Raw genomic sequence first — 20,259 nt, 5'->3', positions numbered from 1 at the left:
GCTGGTGGCAGCTAGTGCAAAGCCATCAGCTTCGGTCAGACCACGGCGAGTGTCAAACCCGCATCAGCTCAGCACGTATTCAATGGGTTCCAGGGCCGGCGGCAAGTCGCTTTCGCCCAGAGCGGCAAGGATCTCGCGCTCCAATGTGCGCACGATGGCATTGCACGGCAGGTCGTTTTCATCGAAGCCGAACGGGTCTTCCAGGTCGTCGCCGATTTCGTCCAGGCCAAAGAAGGTGTAACTGACGATGGCGGTGAACACCGGCGTCAGCCAGCCCAACGGCTCGGCCATGGCAAACGGCAACAGAATGCAGAACAGGTAGATGGTGCGGTGCAGCAGCAGCGTGTAAGGGAAGGGCAGCGGCGTGTGCTTGATCCGCTCGCACGAAGCCTGCACCTGGCTGAGGCTGACCAGTCGGGTTTCCAGCTGGGTGTAGCGCCATTCGCTGATGACGCCTTGCTCGGCCAGCCCGCAAAAGCGCGCGCCCAGTTGTTGCAGCACAGCGTCAGGGAGGTTCGGGTGCGCGCGATCAACGCCGATCCACGGCGTGATGGCGCCGGCCTCGTCCTCATGGCGCAGGCGCGCAATCAGGCCATGGGCAAAACCGCACAAACCCCGCAGTAACCCACTGCGCTCAACCGGGTCAGTCAGCACCTGGGTTTCGCGGATCAGCGAGCGCACATCGATGATCATTTGCCCCAGCTGCTTGCGGCCTTCCCACCAGCGGTCATAGCAGGCGTTGTTGCGAAAGCTCATGAAGATCGACAACGACAAGCCCAGCAAGGTGAACGGCGTGGCGTTGACCTTGGAAAAGTACGCCGGGTGCAGGGTTTCAACCAGCACGATCACCGAGGCCAGCAAGGTCACCAGCAGGCTGCGCAGCGCGATGCGCTTGGCAATCGAGCCCTTGAGGGAAAACAGGATACCCAGGAGGTTGGGTTTGGGACGAACGATCATTGCAGGCAAGCTTCTTCGGTGGCGCAGGCCCCAAGGTTAGAAGCAACCCCGGCGAGCGTCCAATCACTTGAACTGACCGGCTGATCAGCGCGATCAATGATTGGCCAAACCAGTCAGCCAAGTTGAAGGCTTTGACCATTGCTGCTGTAACGCTGCAGAGCGACTATTTCCACGGTTTACGTGCTCAAAAACGTCCTGAAAATAAAAACCACAAGGATTTGAAGCGATGCGTGAGTATTTGGCTGCCACCACCGAGTTTGATTACCAGCACACCGTCGACGCCGCACTGGCCGGCAACCTGCAGGCGCTCAATGCCTGCGTGGAATGCTGCGACCGGCACGCACTGCCGGGCCGCATCGCGCTGTTCTGGGAAGGCAAGGACGGGCGCAGCGCCACGTCCACCTTCACCGACTTGCAGGACCAGGCCGCCCGCTTCGCCAATTTCCTGCTGGCCCAGGGCGTCAAACGCGGCGACAAGGTGGCCGGCCTGCTGCCGCGCACCGCAGAATTGCTGGTGGTGGTGTTCGCCACCTGGCGTATCGGCGCGGTTTATCAGCCGCTGTTTACCGCCTTCGGGCCCAAGGCCATCGAACATCGCTTGAGCAGCTCCGGCGCCGCGCTGGTGGTCACCGACGCGGTGAACCGGCCCAAGCTTGTCGAAGTGGAAGGTTGCCCGACCATCGTCACCGTCGCCGGGCCCAAAGGCGAAGGCATCGTGCGCGGCGACTACAGCTTCTGGGCCGAATTGCCGAATTACTCCAACGCCTGCGAGCCGGTGATGCTGGACGGTGACGCGCCGTTTCTGCTGATGTTCACCTCGGGCACCACCGGCCCGTCGAAAGCCCTGTCGGTGCCGCTCAAGGCCATCGTTGCCTTTCAGCGCTACGCCCGCGACGCAGTAGACCTTCGCCCCGAAGACGCCTTCTGGAACGTTGCCGACCCGGGTTGGGCTTACGGCATCTATTTTGGCGTGACCGGGCCGTTGTCCATGGGCCACCCGATCACCTTTTACGATGGGCCGTTCACCCTGGAGAGCACCTGCCGGGTGATCAACAAGTACGGCATCACCAACCTGACGGGCTCGCCGACCGCGTACCGCCTGCTGATTGCCGGCGGTGAGCAGTTCGCCCGCGCGATCAAGGGCAAGCTGCGCATTGTCAGCAGCGCCGGCGAACCCTTGAACCCGGAAGTGATCCGCTGGTTCGCCGATAACCTGGGCGTGACCATCCACGACCACTATGGCCAGACCGAACTGGGCATGGTGCTGTGCAACCACCACGGCCTGGCGCATCCGGTGCATGTCGGCTCAGCCGGGTTTGCCTCGCCGGGGCACCGCATCGTGGTGCTCGATGACAACCATCAGGAACTGCCCGCCGGCCAGCCGGGCATTCTCGCCATTGACCGCGAACAGTCGCCGATGTGCTGGTTCGCCGGTTACGACGGCGTGAAGACCAAGGCCTTTGTCGGCAAGTATTACCTCAGCGGCGACACCGTGGAGCTGAACCCGGACGGCAGCATCAGTTTTGTCGGGCGCAGTGATGACGTGATCACCACCTCTGGCTACCGCGTCGGTCCCTTCGACGTGGAAAGCGCCTTGGTCGAGCACCCGGCCGTGGTCGAAGCCGCCGTGGTCGGCAAGCCCTGCCCGGAACGCACCGAGCTGGTGAAAGCCTTTGTGGTGATCAACGAGCAATACCGCGCCACGCCTGAACTGGCCGAAGAGCTGCGCCTGCACGTGCGCAAGCGCCTTGCCGCGCATGCCTACCCGCGAGAAATCGAATTTGTCAGCGACTTGCCGAAAACCCCGAGCGGCAAGCTGCAGCGTTTTATTTTGCGTAATCAGGAAATCGCCAAGGCTCAAGCAGCCTTGGCGTGATCCCTTTCAAAGGAAATCAAGATGCAGATTGAAAACAAGGTATTCCTGGTCAGCGGCGGCGCTTCGGGCCTCGGCGCGGCCACCGCTGACATGCTGGTAGCCGCCGGCGCCAAGGTGATGCTGGTGGACCTCAACGCCGAAGCCGTCGCGGCCAAGGCCCGGCAGTTGGGCGATAACGCCCGCAGCGCGGTGGCGGATATCAGCCAGGAAGCCGCTGCCGAAGCGGCCGTGCAAGCCGCCGTCGCTGCGTTCGGCGGTTTGCATGGGTTGGTGAACTGCGCCGGTGTGGTGCGTGGCGAAAAAATCCTCGGCAAGAACGGCCCGCACGCGCTGGCAAGCTTTGCCCACGTGATCAACGTCAACCTGATCGGCAGCTTCAACCTGCTGCGCCTGGCGGCCGCCGCCATCGCTGAAACCGAGGCGAATGCCGACGGCGAGCGTGGCGTGATCATCAATACCGCGTCGGTGGCCGCCTTTGACGGGCAGATCGGCCAGGCGGCGTATGCCGCGTCCAAAGGCGCCATCGCCAGCCTGACGCTGCCTGCCGCTCGCGAACTGGCGCGCTTCGGCATCCGGGTCATGACCATCGCCCCAGGCATTTTCGAAACGCCAATGATGGCCGGCATGACCCCAGAGGTGCGCGATTCCCTGGCCGCCGGTGTGCCATTCCCGCCACGCCTGGGCAAACCGGCCGAGTACGCCGCGCTGGTGCGACACATCATTGAAAACAGCATGCTCAATGGCGAGGTCATCCGTCTCGACGGCGCCTTGCGCATGGCCGCCAAGTAAGGAGAATTTTTCATGCAGGATCCGATTGTTATCGTCAGCGCCGTCCGCACGCCCATGGGCGGTTTCCAGGGTGACCTCAAGGGCCTGACTGCGCCGCAACTGGGGGCCGCCGCGATTCGCGCCGCCGTCGAACGCGCCGGCATCGTCCCGGACGCGGTGGATGAAGTGCTGTTTGGCTGTGTATTGCCCGCAGGCCTCGGCCAGGCGCCTGCGCGTCAGGCGGCGCTGGGCGCCGGGCTGGACAAGGCCACGCGCTGCACCACGCTGAACAAAATGTGTGGTTCGGGCATGGAGGCGACCATTCTCGCCCACGACTCACTGCTGGCCGGCAGTGTCGAGGTGGTGGTGGCCGGTGGCATGGAAAGCATGTCCAACGCGCCGTACCTGCTGGACCGCGCGCGCAGCGGCTACCGCATGGGCCACGGCAAGGTGCTCGACCACATGTTCCTCGACGGCCTCGAAGACGCCTACGACAAGGGCCGCCTGATGGGCACCTTTGCCGAAGACTGTGCCGAGCACAACGGCTTTACCCGTGAAGCCCAGGACGCCTTCGCCATCGCCTCGCTGACCCGTGCCCAAGAGGCAATCACCCACGGCAGCTTCGCCGCCGAAATCGTCCCGGTGCAGGTCACCGTCGGTAAAGAGCAAAAAACCATCCTGCATGACGAACAGCCCCCCAAAGCCAAGCTGGACAAGATCTCCAGTCTGAAACCGGCTTTCCGCGAAGGCGGTACGGTGACGGCGGCCAACTCCAGTTCGATCTCCGACGGCGCGGCGGCGCTGCTGCTGATGCGTCAGTCTGAAGCGCAAAAGCGTGGGCTCAAGCCGCTGGCAATCATCCATGGGCACGCGGCGTTCGCCGACGAGCCGGGACTGTTCCCGGTGGCGCCGGTGGGGGCGATTCGCAAGCTGATGAGCAAGACCGGCTGGCACCTTGGCGACGTGGATTTGTTCGAGATCAACGAAGCCTTTGCGGTGGTCAGCCTGGTGACCATGAGCAAGCTGGAAATCCCCCACAGCAAGGTCAACATCCACGGCGGCGCCTGCGCGCTGGGGCATCCGATCGGCGCTTCGGGCGCGCGCATCCTGGTGACCTTGCTCTCGGCGCTGCGCCAGAAAGGCCTCAAGCGCGGCGTTGCGGCCATTTGTATCGGCGGCGGTGAAGCCACGGCCATGGCCGTCGAATGCGTGTATTAAGGACTTTTTATGCTGCCCAATGACGAACAACTGCAAATCAGCGACGCGGCCCGGCAATTTGCCCAGGAGCGCTTGAAACCTTTCGCTGCCGAGTGGGACCGCGAGCACCGCTTTCCCAAGCAAGCCATCGGCGAAATGGCCGAGCTGGGCTTTTTCGGCATGCTGGTGCCGGAACAGTGGGGCGGTTGCGACACCGGCTACCTGGCCTATGCGATGGCGCTGGAAGAAATCGCCGCCGGTGACGGCGCCTGCTCGACCATCATGAGCGTGCACAACTCGGTGGGCTGCGTGCCGATTCTGAAATTCGGCAACGATCAGCAGAAAGAACAGTTCCTCAAGCCGCTGGCCAGCGGTGCCATGCTCGGCGCCTTTGCGCTGACCGAACCGCAGGCCGGTTCCGATGCCAGCAGCCTGAAAACCCGCGCGCGCCTGGACGGCGATCACTACGTGCTCAATGGCTGCAAACAGTTCATCACCTCCGGGCAGAACGCCGGGATCGTGATTGTGTTTGCGGTCACCGAGCCGGCCGCCGGCAAGCGCGGGATCAGCGCGTTTATCGTGCCCACCGATTCCCCCGGTTACACCGTGGCGCGGGTCGAAGACAAACTCGGCCAGCATGCGTCCGACACCTGCCAGATTCTGTTTGAAGACGTGAAGGTGCCGGTTGCCAACCGATTGGGCGAGGAGGGCGAAGGCTACAAGATCGCCCTGGCCAACCTTGAAGGCGGCCGCGTCGGCATCGCTTCGCAATCGGTGGGCATGGCGCGCGCGGCATTTGAAGCCGCGCGTGACTATGCACGCGAGCGCGAAAGCTTCGGCAAAACCTTGATCGAACACCAGGCCGTGGCGTTTCGCCTGGCGGACATGGCCACGCAAATTGCCGTCGCCCGGCAGATGGTGCATTACGCCGCCGCCCTGCGTGACAGCGGCAAGCCAGCCTTGGTCGAGGCCTCGATGGCCAAGTTGTTCGCCTCGGAAATGGCCGAAAAAGTCTGCTCGGCCGCCTTGCAAACCTTGGGCGGTTACGGTTACCTGAGCGACTTTCCCTTGGAGCGGATCTACCGCGATGTGCGGGTCTGCCAGATTTACGAAGGCACCAGCGATATCCAGCGCATGGTCATCTCACGCAATCTTTAAGGAGCCATTAGATGAGTTACGAAACCATTTTGCTCGAGGTCCAGGACCGCGTCGGGCTGATTACCCTTAATCGCCCGCAAGCCCTGAACGCCTTGAATGCGCAACTGGTCAGCGAGTTGAACCAGGCGCTGGACAGCCTGGAAGCCAACCCGCAAATCGGCTGCATCGTGCTGACCGGCTCGAAAAAAGCCTTCGCCGCCGGTGCTGATATCAAGGAAATGGCCGAGCTGACCTACCCTCAGATTTACCTGGATGACCTGTTCAGCGACAGCGACCGCGTGGCCAACCGCCGCAAGCCGATCATTGCCGCCGTCAACGGCTTTGCCTTGGGCGGCGGCTGTGAACTGGCGTTGATGTGCGACTTCATCCTCGCGGGCGACGGCGCCAAGTTCGGCCAGCCGGAAATCAACCTCGGCGTGCTGCCGGGCATGGGCGGCACCCAGCGCCTGACCCGCGCGGTGGGCAAGGCCAAAGCCATGGAAATGTGCCTGACCGGGCGCTTTATCGATGCGGTGGAAGCCGAGCGTTGCGGGATTGTGGCGCGTATCGTGCCGGCGGATGAGCTGCTCGAAGAGGCGCTGAAGGTGGCGACGCTGATCGCCGGCAAATCCGTGCCGATCAGCATGATGGTCAAGGAAAGCGTGAACCGCGCGTTTGAAGTAAGCCTTTCCGAAGGCGTGCGCTTTGAGCGCCGGGTGTTCCATGCGGCGTTTGCAACGCAGGATCAGAAGGAAGGGATGGCAGCGTTTGTGGCCAAGCGCGCGCCGGAGTTCAAAGATAAGTAACCGGCTTCAGGACTGCTGAAACGCAACTGGTGGGAGCGGGCTTGCTCGCGAATGCGCTGGATCAGTCGATACATTCGCTGACTGATACGCCGTATTCGCGGGCAAGCCCGCTCCCACTTTGGTTTTGCGGCGTGTTGATTAGCCTGGTGAGCGCTTGATGTGGGAGCTGGCTTGCCTGCGATAGCCTCACCTCGGTCCCGCACGTGAACCGAGGTGCCTGCATCGCTGGCAAGCCAGCGCCTACATAGCTTTTATTGGCTTAGAGCTGGTAGTTCTTCAGCTCGCGCGCGATCACCATTCGCTGAATTTCGCTGGTGCCCTCGTAAATCTGCGTGATCCGCGCATCCCGGTAGTAACGCTCCACCGGATAATCCTCCAGATACCCATACCCACCGTGAATCTGCATCGCCGAGGAGCAGACTTTTTCGGCCATTTCCGAGGCGAACAACTTGGCCTGGGACGCCTCCGACAGGCACGGCTTGCCGGCACTGCGCAGGCGCGCGGCGTGCAGGATCAGCAACCGTGCGGCATTCAGGCGGGTTTGCATGTCGGCCAACAGGTTGGCGACACTCTGGTGCTCGATAATCGCCTGGTTGAACTGCACGCGATCGCGCGCATACGCCAGCGCCGCCTCAAAGGCCGCGCGGGCGATGCCCAGGGCCTGGGCAGCAATGCCGATGCGCCCGCCCTCGAGGTTGGACAGGGCGATGGCCAAGCCTTTGCCACGCTCACCGAGCAAATTGGCTTCGGGCACCGTGCATTGGTTGAGGGTGACGGCGCAGGTATCCGACGCGCGAATGCCCATCTTGTGTTCTGTGCGGTCAACCACGAACCCTGGCGTACTGGTGGGCACCAGGAACGCGGAAATGCCGCGTTTGCCCAAATCCGGATCCGTCACCGCAAACACAATCGCCAGCTTGGCGCGTTTGCCGTTGCTGACAAACTGCTTGGCGCCATTGATCACCCACTGGCCATCGCGCAGTTCGGCGCGTGTGCGCAGGTTATGGGCTTCGGAACCCGCCTGGGGTTCGGTCAGGCAAAAGCAGCCGATGGCCTGGCCACTGGCAAGGTCGGGCAGCCAGGTTTCTTTCTGCGCTTGTGTGCCGTAGTTGAGGATTGGCCCGCAACCGACTGAATTATGGATACTCATCAGGGCGCCGGTGGCGCCGTCGCCGGCCGAGATTTCTTCGACCGCCAGGGCGTAGGCGACGTAATCGACATAGGTGCCGCCCCATTCTTCGGGCACCACCATCCCCAGCAGGCCCAGTTCGCCCATCTTGGCGACCAGGGCATCATCGATCCAACCGGCTTTCTCCCACGCTTGGGCGTGGGGCGCGATTTCGCCGCGGGCAAAGTCGCGCGCCATGTCGCGAATCATTACTTGTTCTTCAGTGTATTCAATATCTTGCATGGCTTATCTCCCAAACTGCTTGAAGTCGTGGAAGAAGCTCTCCACATGGCTGGCGTCCAGGTCATGGATCGTGGCTGGCCGCCAGCGCGGCGTTTTGTCCTTGTCGATGATCAACGCGCGCACCCCTTCGATCAGGTCGCCGCGCTCGAACCACTGGCGATCCAGGTGCAATTCCAGCGCGAAGCACTGCTCCAGCGGCAGGCGGCGGCCACGGCGCAGCATTTCCAGGGTAACGGCCATCGCCAGCGGTGAGCGGGTCTGCATCAGGGCGACGGTGTTCAGCGCCCACTCATGGGTGTCTGCTACGGTGACTTGCTGCAACTGCTCGACGATGCTTGGCACGTCCGGCAGGGCGAAGAAATGGTCGATAGCCGGGCGCAATGCTGCCAGCGGCGCGTCGGGCAATTGCTGGACGGCCAGTTTGGCGAGCACGCCTTGCAGGTCCTTGAGCGGCGAGTCCTGCCATTGCAGGCGGTCGAGTTTCTGGTCCAGGTCAGTGAGCCGGGTGCTCTCCAGATACCAGTCTGCCAACCCGCAATACAACGCGTCGGCCGCGCGGATCTGTACGCCGGTGACGCCCAGGTAAATCCCCACCTCGCCGGGTATGCGCGGCAGGAAGTAGCTGCCGCCCACATCCGGAAAATAACCAATGGCCGTTTCCGGCATCGCCAGGCGGCTGCGCTCGGTGACCACGCGCAGATCAGCGCCTTGCACCAGGCCCATGCCGCCGCCGAGCACGAAGCCGTCCATCAGCGCCAGGACGGGTTTGCGGTAATGGTGGAGGGCCAGGTCGAGGGCGTACTCCTCGACGAAGAAGTCGGCGTGCAGGCTGTCGCCGTTCTTGAAGCTGTCGTACAGCGAACGGATGTCGCCACCGGCGCAAAAGGCTTTTTCGCCAGCGCCGCGCAGCACCACGGCGTAGACCTGCGGATCATCCGCCCAGGCCTGTAACTGCGCCGTCAGGCTGCGAACCATGTTCAGGGTGATGGCATTCAAGCCAGCGGGGCGATTGAGGGTGAGGTGGCCAATGTGGTTGCGAACGTCGGCCAGCACTTCGTCCTGAAGAATTTCGGCGCGGCTTGCTTCGGATGAAACCTGAGCAGTCATCTGTAACTCCCTGCTTTTATTGTTCTTTATCAAGATGTTCGCGGAGGAACCATCTCGCGATCGTACCAGTGCAAATTTGCCCAGTACAACCCGGAATCATGCAGGTCGTTTTTGCATTTATGCACGCAGGCTCAGGCGGCGCGACGGGCCAGTACTTCGCCGATGCTGCGGCGTCGTGCATGGCCTTCTGCGGCATGGATCAACTGTTCGAGTTCGCTCGGTTGCACATCGTAAAACTGCTCCATCTCGGCCAGCGCCAGCTTCAAGTCGGCCGCCGTGATTGCCGGGTCTGTTGCGGCCGCCGCACTGCCAATGACCGCCGCAGGCGACTCGACCGTACCCCTGGGATAGCGCGTGCGCGTGGCGTTGTTATATGCCAATGCACACGTCAGCAGGGCACCCGCGCCGAGCATGACCGGCGCCAGTTCCTGCCATCCAAGGGCCATGGAGGCCGGGTCTGCCAGTACCAACGTCATCGCCAGGCCACCGGCCGGCGGGTGCAGGCAACGCAGCCAGCAAATCAGGATAACGGTCATGCCCGCCGCCAGGCACGCGCTGCCCAGCGTACGCCCTAACACGCGGGCGACCAGCAGTGCCACCACGCCCGCGCACAAATAGCTGCCGATGATCGACCAGGGTTGAGCCAGCGCACCGGAAGACACCGCAAACAACAACACTGCTGAGGCACCCAGCGGGCCAAGCAGGTGCAGCGCGACCTGCATGCCAAACACTTGGGCGCACAGCCAGACACTGAACAGTGTGCCCAAGGCCATGCCGATCGCGGCACGGCTCCATTCAACAGGGCGGGTATTGATTGCAGCAGGTAACCAACGGGTAAGCATTCAAGGGGTCCTGAACGTGCGGGCGAAAAAAAAGGCTTGCCTGGTTGCCCGGAAAAGCCCTTTCCAACGTTTGTGGGAGGAACCTGCACAGTGTGCCGACCTTTGCTGATGGGCTCCACTGCATATTAATGAGGGTTGAGTGCAAGTTTATTGAACTCAAATCGCTTTGAGTGAGCTTAAATGACTTCGCCGAAAGGAATCAGGCGCGTCATCTGCGCAAAGGGTGGGCTGATATGGCCCAGTACGCGCCTGTCGATCTCTTCATTGAACAGCTGTTTTTGCAGGTTTTCCCGCAGTGTCAGGTCGCTGGCCAGTGGCCCCTTCAACGCCACCAGGGCGTCGCGCAGCGCCATCAACCGATCCAGCCTCGGCACGGGAATTGACATCGGATCTTCCGCCACGGCATTGCCCTCGTATGCGTACGCCGCCGTGTGTATGGGCAGCCTACTGCGTCCTTGTTATCCAGGGTGCGCCAGCCTCGAGCTGGCGAGATAAGCCAGACGTTGGGGCTGTAATGGGTTACCGCACCTGGCAAACGAGTCTACATTTGGGTTCCAGGCGCCGGAAGACAAAGTGCACCAGCCGTTACGCATAGCTGTGTAGGTGCTTTCTCGGTTGCAGCAACGAAAACGCCCACTCTTGTTGAAGTGGGCGTCGTCTTGTACACGGGGCCAATACTGCGATCAGGGCGCCGGGGTTTTCTCCAGATGCAGCAACACATAAGGGTCTTTGTCGAACTCCCCGGTGAGCGTTGGCGTAACCGATTGCAAGCGCGGATCCTGCAGGTTTTCGAAATCCTGCGCGCTCATCACCAGCCAGGCAGGCCCTTGCAGCGGCGCCAGGTCTGCTGAGGAATGGGTAAACAATGGCACCTTGTCACAGTTGAAGTTGACCATGAACTTGATGGCTTTCGCATCCTTGCCCAACCCGTGCAGTACCACTGGCGCCGGCTGCTGCGTGATCTGGTCTTTGACCGCAAGGGTGAAGGTGCGCGTGTCGTAAAGCGCACGCTCCAAGGGTTCAACCACCACGATGTAAGTCGTCCAGAGCGCCAGCACCGCAGCGAAGGCCGGCCCCGTCGCGCGTAACCGCACGTTGAAGACCGCCAGCAGCGCCACTACCTGAAGCACGCCCAGTACGCCGAAGATCACCCCCAGGCTGCCCAGTTGCTCTGCGTAACGTCGGCGCGCTACCACCAGCCCGACGGCCAGCAGTGCCGGCATCAGCGTCCAGATGCCCAGCATCAAGGCGCGCAGCCCTGCAAACAGCCGCCCCTGGGTGACCTGGAACGGGTAGGCCGCCAGGATCGCCGCCATCGGCAACATCGGCAGGATGTAGCGCGCCTTTTTTGCCTGAGGCACCGACAAGCCCAGCATCACCAGCAACCCGGCCGCTGCGCAATACAACACCAGCTGCAAGGCCGGGTCTGGCGTGCGGCGCCCGCCGATGGCCACCGCCACCAGCACCAACAGTGCCAGTGGATAGGCCAGGGCGTAATTGCCCAGGGAGCTGGTGAAGTAATACAGCGCGCCGCTGGAACCTTCGGTGCCATCCATGCGCCCCAGGAACTGCATGCGGATCACGTCCTGCATGAAGTCCTCGCCACCGCTGAGCTTGGCCAGCAGCAGCAACAGGCCCACACAGGCCGCCAGCAGCGCCAGGGCAATCAGGCCGAAGGTGAACAGTTGGCGCCACTGCCGGTTGAGCAGGTAATAGCTGCACAGCACGCCCGTTGGAATCACCAGGCCGATCGGTCCACGGATGGCGAAGCCGATGATCAGCAACAGGAACAGCCAGTGCAGGCGTTTCGGGCTGGCGAAATGATCATGCGCATAACCCAGGTAAAACACCGCCAAGGCTACCGCCGCGAGCATCTGGTCGAGGGACACCGCCCGGGTTTCACTGATGAACGTGCTGCTGAGCAGCAACATCGCAATACTCAGCAGGCCCCAACGCACGGAGTAGGGCGCCGTCAGCCGATACACCAGCACCACGATCAGCGCCGAAGCGATGGCCGTGGGCAACCAGGCGGTCAAGCTGGTGACCTGGCCCAGGGGCAACGAGAACAGCCACGTCAACACGGTCGAGGTGGCCAGGTAATCGGCGTAGGGCTGCCCGTAGGTCGTGGGGAAAAAACTCGGCCCATGACGCAGCATTTCCTGGGCAAACACCACGAAGCGCGAGTCAAACCCGATAATCGCCTGGTGCCAGTTGCCGGCAATAAACAGCACCAGCGCCAGGAGCCCAAGCCCCAGCGACTGGTGACGGATCGTTGCAGTGAGCAGGGGCGGATAAGCTTTGTTCACGTATCAGGCTTCCTTGACCTGCTCTACCCAGTTTTGCTGAGGGATCGGCAGTTGACACGAGTCGCCACGGCCCATCGGGAAGTACTTGAAGCCTTTGCGTGCCAGGCGTTCGCCGTCATACAGGTTGCGCCCGTCGAAGATCACCGGGTTTTTCAGGCGAGTGTGGATCAGGTCGAAATCCGGCGCCTTGAACTGCTGCCATTCGGTGCAGACGATCAGCGCATCGGCGCCGCTCAAGGCCGATTCCGGCGTGCCCAGCAGCGTCAGGCGTGACTCGTCGCCGTAGATGCGCTGGGTTTCCTGCATGGCTTCCGGGTCAAATGCACGGACATTGGCGCCCGCGGCCCACAAGGCCTCCATCAGCACGCGGCTCGGTGCATCGCGCATGTCATCGGTGTTGGGCTTGAATGCCAGGCCCCACAAGGCAAAGGTCTTGCCCTGCAGGTTGCCCTGGAAGTAAGCGTTGATGCGCTCGAACAGCTTGCTCTTCTGGCGCTGGTTGATGGCTTCCACGGCTTCCAGCAAGTCACTGGAGCAGTTGGCTTGCTTGGCGCTGTGGATCAAGGCGCGCATGTCCTTGGGGAAGCAGGAGCCGCCGTAGCCGCAACCGGGGTAGATGAAGTGGTAACCGATCCGCGAGTCGGCACCGATGCCCAGGCGCACGGCTTCGATGTCCGCGCCCAGGTGTTCGGCCAGCTCGGCGATCTGGTTGATAAAGCTGATCTTGGTCGCCAGCATGCAGTTGGCGGCGTATTTGGTCAGTTCGGCGCTGCGCAGGTCCATGAAGATGATGCGGTCATGGTTGCGGTTGAACGGCGCGTAGAGGTCGCGCATCACTTCACGCACTTCCTCGCGCTCACAGCCGATGATGATGCGGTCCGGACGGCGGCAGTCGGCGACGGCCGAGCCTTCCTTGAGGAATTCCGGGTTGGAGACGATATCGAACTCCAGGTGCCGGCCGGCGGTGCGCAGGTTCTTTTCGATGTGCGCACGCAGGGTGTCGCCGGTGCCGACGGGAACGGTGGATTTTTCCACCAGGATCACCGGCTCCATGCGGTGGCGGGACACGGCATCACCCACCGACAGCACGTATTTGAGGTCGGCCGAGCCGTCTTCATCCGACGGCGTGCCCACGGCAATAAACAACACTTCACCGTGTTCGACCGCGAGCTTTTCATCGAAGGTGAAGTGCAGGCGCCCGCTTTCCAGGTTTTCCTTGACCATGGCCGCAAGCCCCGGCTCGAAGATGGTCACATGGCCTTTCTGGAGCGACTCGACCTTGCTCTTGTCCACGTCCATGCAGATCACATCGTGACCGACTTCGGCCAATACGGTGGCCTGCACCAGACCGACGTAACCGCTACCAAATACACTGATTTTCATGGGGCATTCCTGGGGCTTGCAACGCTAGCACGACGAGAGTTAATAACCAGAACACCGAGGATGACCAACGCCACCCCCAGGGTTTTTGAAAGCGAAAAAGCTTCGTTGAACACCGGCAGGCTGGCGGCCAGCAGGTAGACCAACGCGTAGCTGATGCTGAGCAGCGAATAGGCGCGGCCCAGCGGCAAATGCTTGAGTGCGCCGAGCCAGCACAGCATCGACAGCGCATAGGCGATGATCGCCAGGATCACCACGCCCAAGGCGCCAAGGTCGATGGCATTGCTGTTGAACGCGTTCAGCCAGTCGGCTGGCAGCGGCAGGCGCGTCATGCTCCAGCGCATGCCCAATTGGGCGGCGCTGACCAGGCCGACACTGCCAAGGGCCAGGGCAAAGCCTTGAGCCCGGCTCATACGTGACGCCCCAGCAACACCACACCGCCGATCACCAGCGCCACGCCCAGCCAGTGCCGGCCGTCGATGTGTTCATGAAAAACAAAGCGCGCCATCAGCGTGACCAGTACAAAATTCAGGCTGAGCATCGGGTAGGCGATGCCCACTTCCAGGCGCTGCAGCACCAGCAGCCAGACCAACAGGCCCAGGCCCAGGCACACCAGCGCCGACCACAGCCACGGCGAGCGCAATTTGGGCGCCCAACCGTCTGGCTGGTCGCGCCAGCTTTCGACGGCAAACTTTTGCGAGACTTGGCCCATGCACGTCAGCAGGCATGCGCCCAGCAATAGAAGCAGGGTGATCATTGCGCGGCCTGTGGGAAAATCAGGATCACAATGTTGCCTTGCTCATAGCGTTTACCGTCCTTGGGCAGCAGGTTGACTTCGGCGACTTCATCGTCACCCTTGACCCGCATCACCACACCGACAGAACCTTTCTTGCGCGCCTCGCTCATCCATTGCTGGACTTCGTTGGTGTCGATCCTGCGGTGCGCGGTGTCCGGGTAGGCGATGCCGTATTTCACTTCGCCGACCGTGTTGTAGAGGCTGACGTCCGGACGCCCCATGCGCCACGACAGCGCCGATGCCGCGCCAAGGTCATTGCTGAGCAGGGAGGCAGTGGGTTGCAGTTCGTCCAGGTGATCGATGATGAACTGGTCCGGGGTCTTGTTGTAAACCACCGAATGCGGCAACGCGGCGGGCACCAATGCCACCAGCAACCAGCTGCCGATCACCGGCGCGGCCCACAGCTTCAGCGGGCGCGCCGCCTGGAGCAGGTTGACCACGATCCAGCCGAACAGGAAGGTGAACAGCAGCACCAGGCTGAAGGTTTCTTCGCCGTGTTCATACACGGGCTTTTTCAGTTGGAACCAGCTGAGCGCCAGCACCGCCAGAACACCCAGCGCCAGGTTCAACCCGCCGTTGATGCGCAAGGCACGGCCGTGGCCCAGGGCAAGCTTGTCGCTCAGGGTCGAGCCCATCAACAAGGCCAACGGCAGCAGGCACGGCATGATGTACGACGGCAGCTTGCCTTTGGCCAGGCTGAAAAATGCCAGGGGCATCAGCAGCCACAGCAACAGGTAGGCGGTCTGCGGCAGGCGCTTTTGCAGCCACGCCTGTTTGATCGTGGACGGTAACAGGGCCATCCACGGCAGCGAGAACGCGACCATCAGCGGCAGGTAGAACCAGAACGGCTCGGCGTGCTGGGCGTCGTCACCGGCAAAACGCTGGATATGTTCGTGCCAGAAGAAGAAGTTCCAGTAATCCGGCTCTTGCAGGTGCACGGCCAGTGCCCAGGGCAGGCTGACGATAATGGCCACGACCACGGCAACCACGCCGTACCCGAGCAGCTCACGAAAGCGCTTGTGCCAGATCGCATAGGGCAGGGCGATCAACACCGGCAGCAACCAGGCCAGAAACCCCTTGGTCATGAACCCCATGCCGCAGGCAAAACCCAGCAACGCCCAGGACCACAGGCGGCCCTGGCGGGTGTGGCTGTCAAAGCAGAACCACAGCGCAACGCCGGCCAGGTTGACCCAGAAGGTGAATTGCGGGTCCAGGTTGGCGTAGCCACCCAGCAAGGCCACGCTGACAAAGCTCATGTACAGCACGGTGCTGACCAGGCTTTTTTGCGGGTCATTCCACAAGCGGCGCGACATCAGGTAAACCAGCACAATGCTCAGCCCGGTACTCAAGGCCGAGGCAAAGCGCACGCCGAACAGGTTCTGACCGAAGATCGCCTGGCCCAGCGCGATCATCCAGTAGCCGGCAGCGGGTTTCTCGAAGTAGCGGATGCCCATGAAATGCGGCGAGGCCCATTTGCCGGTCAGCAGCATTTCCTGGCTGATCTGCGCATAACGGGTCTCATCGGGAATCCACAGGCCGTGGCTGGCCAGCGGTAACAGGTAAAACACACCAAACGCCAACAGGAGCAGGGGCAATGCCCAGCGCCGGATCATGCCTGTTGCACTCCGAGCCAACCCTCGCGGCCGCTCAACGCGCCGCGCACCAGGTGTTGCTGGGGCAGGGTGGTCACATCCGCAGGCAGCAGCTCGCCCAGGGGTTGGAAGTCGATGCCGCGCTGCCCGGCCTGGGCAAGCAACTGGCGAAAATCATCAGCCATCAGAATCCCTTCTACTTCTGCGTGGATCGTGTAGACGTTCAGCTTCGACGCGCTAAACCGGTCAAGAATGAAGCTGTTGAAGTCTTTGGCAGCCACTACCGGCCCGACGACTTCGTCGAAGGTCGGCAGGTCTACCGGAATTTGTGGGGTGCCCGCACTGCCATCGGCCAAGGTCGGACGAAACAGGCTGGTACCCCGGCAATCGCTGTTGTAGCGAAAATTGAACGTTTGCTTGGCTTGCACCACACGCTCATCGGCACGCCAGCCGGCGGCGGCTGAACAATCGATGCGTTCACCCAGAATGTCGCTCAGGGTGTCGACGCCACGACGGATCTGCTCGATGAGTTGTGCCTCGCTCCAGCGCCCGGTGTTGGCCTGCCAGCCGTGGTGATCCCACGCGTGCAGGCCGACTTCATGGCCGGCAGCCTTGGCCTGGCGCATCAAGTGCCCCAGGTCACGGCCAATCGGTTTGCCCGGCCAGGCGGTGCCGGCCAGCAAAATATCCCAGCCATACAGCCCGGCGGCATTGGAACGCAGCATCTTCCACAGAAATTGCGGGCGGATCAGGCGCCACAAGTGGCGCCCCATGTTGTCCGGCCCAACGCTGAAGAAGAACGTCGCTTTAACCCCGGCTTCATCCAGGGATTCGAGCAACCGCGGCACACCTTCACGGGTGCCACGGTAGGTGTCGACGTCAATGCGCAAGCCTGCCTTCATTACTTCTTGTCCGCGATTTCGAGCATGGCTTCTTTGAGGAAGAAGTCCAGGGTGTTGCCGATGGTTTCGCTCATCTCAACGGTAGGCTCCCAGTTCAGCAGGCGCTTGGCGTTTTCGATGCTTGGCTTGCGGTGTGCCACGTCCTGGTAACCGGTGCCGTAGAACGCCTTGCTCTCTACATCGCGGAAACCGGCAAACGGCGGGAAGTTGCTGCGCAGCGGGTGAGCTTCGAACTGACGCAGCAGTTCTTCGCCCAACTGACGGATGCTGGCTTCGTTTTCCGGGTTACCGATGTTGATGATCTGACCGTTGCAGTTGTCATTGTCGTTATCAATGATGCGCGCCAGGGCTTCGATGCCGTCGGCGATGTCAGTGAAGCAGCGCTTCTGCTCGCCACCGTCGAACAGACGGATCGGCGTGCCTTCCACCAGGTTCAGGATCAACTGGGTGATGGCGCGGGAGCTGCCGATACGCGCAGAGTCCAGACGGTCAAGGCGCGGGCCCATCCAGTTGAACGGACGGAACAGGGTGAACTTCAGGCCTTTGTCGCCGTAAGCCCAGATCACGCGGTCCAGCAGTTGCTTGGAGACCGAGTAGATCCAGCGTTGCTTGTTGACCGGACCGACGACCAGGTTGGAGGTGTCTTCGTCGAAGTACTGGTCCTGGCACATGCCATAGACTTCGGAGGTCGACGGGAAGATCACGCGCTTGTTGTACTTGACGCAGTAGCGAACCAGTTTCAGGTTCTCTTCGAAGTCCAGTTCGAACACGCGCAGCGGGTTGCGGGTGTATTCGATCGGCGTGGCGATGGCCACCAGCGGCAGGACCACGTCGCACTTCTTGATGTGGTACTCGATCCACTCGGAGTGAATGCTGATGTCGCCTTCCACGTAATGGAAGTTAGGGTGGCTGCGCAGGCGCTCGATGGCGTCGGAGCCGATGTCCAGGCCGTAGATTTCGTAACGGTCGTCACGCAGCAGGCGCTCGGACAGGTGGTTACCGATAAAGCCGTTCACACCCAGGATCAGTACACGGGTACGGCGTGGCTTGCGGCCGGACTCGGCGCCGCGCAACACGGAGCCGTCCACCAGGCCCAATTCATCGGCCAGGGAAGGGCCGGCCAGGTACAGGCCGTTTTCGTTACGCTGGCCGAACTTGACCACCAGCGAGTCTTCGCCGCAGGCAATGCGCAGCGGGTTGACGCTGATCACGCGGCCTGGTGCCAGGCCTTCGTTGCCCTTGACCACTTCAGCGTGCCAAACGATCAGTTTGTGCTCGCCCACAGCGCAGAAGGCGCCCGGGTACGGTTGGGTGACGGCGCGAACCAGGTTGAACAGCTCTTCAGCCGGCTTTTTCCAGTCCAGCTTGCCATCGGCAGCGGTGCGACGGCCAAAGTAGGTGGCCTTGGTCTCGTCCTGTGCGGTTTCAGCCAGTTTGCCCTGGGCCAGTTGCGGCAGTGCATCGCGCAGCAGGCTGGTGGCGGCGTCACGCAGCTTGGCGTGCAGGGTCAAGCCGGTGTCGGTACGGTCGATGACGACTTTCTGCTGGGCCAGGATCGGGCCGGCATCGGCGCGTTTGACCATACGGTGCAGGGTCACGCCGGTTTCGGTTTCGCCGTTGACCAGCACCCAGTTGGCCGGCGCACGGCCACGGTATTGCGGCAGCAGGGAGCCGTGCAGGTTGAACGCGCCTTTTTTGGCGGTGGCCAGCAAGGCTTCGCTGAGCAGGTTGCGGTAGTAGAACGAGAAGATGAAATCCGGGTTCAGCTTGGCGATGCGCTCGATCCACAGCGGGTGGTTGGCGTCTTCCGGTGCGTGCACCGGGATGCCGTTGCGGGCGCAGAGTTGGGCGACGGAGCCGTAGAAATTGTTTTCCTTGGGGTCGTCGGCATGGGTGAACACGGCAGCAATGTCGTAGCCGGCGGTCAGCAGGGCTTCAATGCCTGCACAGCCAATATCGTGGTAAGCGAAGACAACAGCTTTTGAATTCATGACGAAACCTGATCGGAAGGAGAAGTAGAAGTGGAGGTATGGGAGGACACCAGGCCGTCAACAACGACCACGGGTGCCGGTGCTGCCGGTTGGTTGCGCAGCACTTTTTCAATGAAGAAACGGGGACGGGCGCGCACATCGCTGTACATGCGACCCAGGTATTCACCCAGCAGGCCCATGCCGATGAACTGGCCACCAGTGAACACGAACAGCACCGCGAACAGCACGAACATGCCATCGCCGGCCCACTGAGCACCAAAGGCCAGGCGCAGGACGACCAGTGCAAAGGCGAACAGCACGCCCAGGGCGGCCAGGCTGAAACCGACAATCGACAGCAGGCGCAGCGGCGTGGTGGTCATGCACGTCAGCAGGTCGAACATCAGGCTGATCAGGCGCATGGCACTGTATTTGGATTCGCCGTGCTCACGCTCAGCGTGATGCACCAGGATTTCCGTGGTGTGGCGGGCAAAACCGTTGGCCAGGATCGGGATGAAGGTGCTGCGCTCGCGGCAGGCAAGCATGGCGTCGACGATGGTGCGCCGGTAAGCGCGCAGCATGCAGCCGTAGTCGGTCATGGCCACGCCGGTGGAGCGTTGCACGGCCAGGTTGATCAGGCGCGAGGGCCAGCGGCGGAAGGCCGAGTCCTGGCGGTTGTTGCGTACGGTGGCGACCACGTCGTAGCCCAGGGCGGCTTGCTCGACGAGACGCGGGATTTCTTCCGGCGGGTTTTGCAGGTCGGCGTCGAGGGTAATCACCACCTCGCCACGGCACTGCTCGAAGCCGGCCATGATCGCGGCATGCTGGCCGTAGTTACGGTTGAGGATCACCGCCACTACATGGCTGCCTTCTTGCGCGGCAGCGTCTTCCAGCAATTGGGCCGAGTTGTCGCGACTACCATCATCCACCAGGATGATTTCGTATTCGTAGGCCAGTTGCTTGCAGGCTGCGCTTGTGCGACGCAGCAATTCAGGCAGGCTCTCTTGTTCGTTGTAGACCGGGATGACGATCGACACGCAATGAATAGGGTAGGGTTTCAAAGATTCATGACCTCGGGGCTAGAGCAGGTTGGCGCGTGAAAACAGCAGTCATCAGCGGCTGAAGGTTCAGAAAACTGATTAAACATAGCGTGGGTTTGCGGTGTTCATTCGACCTTCCTGAGACTGGCAATAATTTCTTCCATGGGCAAGCGTA

18 protein-coding genes are annotated in these 20,259 nt (G+C 61.9%); 5 read left to right on the top strand and 13 right to left on the bottom strand.

Going from position 1 to position 20,259, the window contains the following annotated elements:
• Window positions 1-63 precede the first annotated feature (63 nt).
• The gene (locus ACP7B3_RS02125) at window positions 64-957 is read right to left on the bottom strand and encodes a bestrophin family protein (RefSeq protein WP_262209621.1); all 894 of its coding nucleotides are present in this window, start codon (window positions 955-957) and stop codon (window positions 64-66) included.
• A gap of 226 nt (window positions 958-1,183) precedes the next feature.
• Here ACP7B3_RS02125 and ACP7B3_RS02120 point away from each other — a divergent pair, with 226 nt between their 5' ends.
• Genes ACP7B3_RS02120 through ACP7B3_RS02100 form a run of 5 tightly spaced genes read left to right on the top strand, consistent with a single transcriptional unit; the run spans window position 1,184 to window position 6,741 of the window.
• On the top strand, window positions 1,184-2,833 hold the full coding sequence (locus tag ACP7B3_RS02120) for an AMP-binding protein (RefSeq protein WP_426177551.1): 1,650 nt from the start codon (window positions 1,184-1,186) through the stop codon (window positions 2,831-2,833).
• A gap of 21 nt (window positions 2,834-2,854) precedes the next feature.
• Window positions 2,855-3,622, top strand: a complete 768-nt coding sequence (locus ACP7B3_RS02115; protein ID WP_262209618.1) for an SDR family NAD(P)-dependent oxidoreductase — start codon at window positions 2,855-2,857, stop codon at window positions 3,620-3,622.
• 12 nt (window positions 3,623-3,634) lie between these two features.
• Complete coding sequence (locus tag ACP7B3_RS02110; protein ID WP_426177549.1) at window positions 3,635-4,819, top strand: acetyl-CoA C-acyltransferase; 1,185 nt, start codon at window positions 3,635-3,637, stop codon at window positions 4,817-4,819.
• A 9-nt stretch (window positions 4,820-4,828) separates the two neighbouring features.
• The gene (locus ACP7B3_RS02105; RefSeq protein WP_426177547.1) at window positions 4,829-5,956 is read left to right on the top strand and encodes an acyl-CoA dehydrogenase; all 1,128 of its coding nucleotides are present in this window, start codon (window positions 4,829-4,831) and stop codon (window positions 5,954-5,956) included.
• A gap of 11 nt (window positions 5,957-5,967) precedes the next feature.
• The gene (locus tag ACP7B3_RS02100) at window positions 5,968-6,741 is read left to right on the top strand and encodes an enoyl-CoA hydratase (RefSeq protein WP_145160811.1); all 774 of its coding nucleotides are present in this window, start codon (window positions 5,968-5,970) and stop codon (window positions 6,739-6,741) included.
• A 259-nt stretch (window positions 6,742-7,000) separates the two neighbouring features.
• Here ACP7B3_RS02100 and ACP7B3_RS02095 read toward each other — a convergent pair whose 3' ends face one another.
• From ACP7B3_RS02095 to arnC, 12 genes are all read right to left on the bottom strand, one after another.
• Entirely contained in the window at window positions 7,001-8,152 is a 1,152-nt protein-coding gene (locus ACP7B3_RS02095; protein WP_416363462.1) for an acyl-CoA dehydrogenase family protein, read from the bottom strand.
• A 3-nt stretch (window positions 8,153-8,155) separates the two neighbouring features.
• On the bottom strand, window positions 8,156-9,259 hold the full coding sequence (locus ACP7B3_RS02090; RefSeq protein WP_426177544.1) for an enoyl-CoA hydratase/isomerase family protein: 1,104 nt from the start codon (window positions 9,257-9,259) through the stop codon (window positions 8,156-8,158).
• A 131-nt stretch (window positions 9,260-9,390) separates the two neighbouring features.
• Window positions 9,391-10,101 carry an HPP family protein gene (locus tag ACP7B3_RS02085; RefSeq protein WP_426177542.1) on the bottom strand — a complete coding sequence of 237 codons (711 nt, stop codon included), beginning with the start codon at window positions 10,099-10,101 and terminating at the stop codon, window positions 9,391-9,393.
• Window positions 10,102-10,277: 176 nt separating this feature from the next.
• Complete coding sequence (locus tag ACP7B3_RS02080; protein ID WP_262209609.1) at window positions 10,278-10,487, bottom strand: type VI secretion system contractile sheath small subunit; 210 nt, start codon at window positions 10,485-10,487, stop codon at window positions 10,278-10,280.
• Between the two features lie 297 nt (window positions 10,488-10,784).
• Window positions 10,785-12,407, bottom strand: coding sequence for an ArnT family glycosyltransferase (locus ACP7B3_RS02075; RefSeq protein ID WP_404488328.1), 1,623 nt, complete (start codon window positions 12,405-12,407; stop codon window positions 10,785-10,787).
• A 3-nt stretch (window positions 12,408-12,410) separates the two neighbouring features.
• Entirely contained in the window at window positions 12,411-13,790 is a 1,380-nt protein-coding gene (locus tag ACP7B3_RS02070) for a UDP-glucose dehydrogenase family protein (protein ID WP_426177540.1), read from the bottom strand.
• Window positions 13,787-14,200 (bottom strand): 4-amino-4-deoxy-L-arabinose-phosphoundecaprenol flippase subunit ArnF, encoded by a 414-nt coding sequence (gene arnF / locus ACP7B3_RS02065; RefSeq protein WP_145160797.1) that lies wholly within the window; start codon window positions 14,198-14,200, stop codon window positions 13,787-13,789. The genes ACP7B3_RS02070 and arnF overlap by 4 nt, the downstream gene beginning before the upstream one ends.
• A complete protein-coding gene (arnE, locus tag ACP7B3_RS02060) occupies window positions 14,197-14,544 on the bottom strand; it encodes a 4-amino-4-deoxy-L-arabinose-phosphoundecaprenol flippase subunit ArnE (RefSeq protein ID WP_056860014.1) in 348 nt (115 codons plus the stop codon). Before arnE ends, arnF begins: the two co-directional genes overlap by 4 nt.
• Window positions 14,541-16,196, bottom strand: a complete 1,656-nt coding sequence (gene arnT / locus ACP7B3_RS02055; protein ID WP_426177538.1) for a lipid IV(A) 4-amino-4-deoxy-L-arabinosyltransferase — start codon at window positions 16,194-16,196, stop codon at window positions 14,541-14,543. Before arnT ends, arnE begins: the two co-directional genes overlap by 4 nt.
• A complete protein-coding gene (gene arnD / locus ACP7B3_RS02050) occupies window positions 16,193-17,077 on the bottom strand; it encodes a 4-deoxy-4-formamido-L-arabinose-phosphoundecaprenol deformylase (RefSeq protein ID WP_262209603.1) in 885 nt (294 codons plus the stop codon). The genes arnT and arnD overlap by 4 nt, the downstream gene beginning before the upstream one ends.
• Window positions 17,077-19,068 (bottom strand): bifunctional UDP-4-amino-4-deoxy-L-arabinose formyltransferase/UDP-glucuronic acid oxidase ArnA, encoded by a 1,992-nt coding sequence (arnA, locus tag ACP7B3_RS02045; protein ID WP_119740370.1) that lies wholly within the window; start codon window positions 19,066-19,068, stop codon window positions 17,077-17,079. The genes arnD and arnA overlap by 1 nt, the downstream gene beginning before the upstream one ends.
• On the bottom strand, window positions 19,065-20,105 hold the full coding sequence (gene arnC, locus ACP7B3_RS02040) for an undecaprenyl-phosphate 4-deoxy-4-formamido-L-arabinose transferase (RefSeq protein ID WP_145160790.1): 1,041 nt from the start codon (window positions 20,103-20,105) through the stop codon (window positions 19,065-19,067). The genes arnA and arnC overlap by 4 nt, the downstream gene beginning before the upstream one ends.
• Window positions 20,106-20,259 lie beyond the last annotated feature (154 nt).

It is taken from the genome of Pseudomonas sp. TWRC1-2, assembly GCF_049896685.1.
GTDB lineage: Bacteria > Pseudomonadota > Gammaproteobacteria > Pseudomonadales > Pseudomonadaceae > Aquipseudomonas.
The sequence above is the reverse complement of the archived record's forward strand: the minus strand, read 5'-3'. Positions and strand labels throughout refer to the sequence as shown.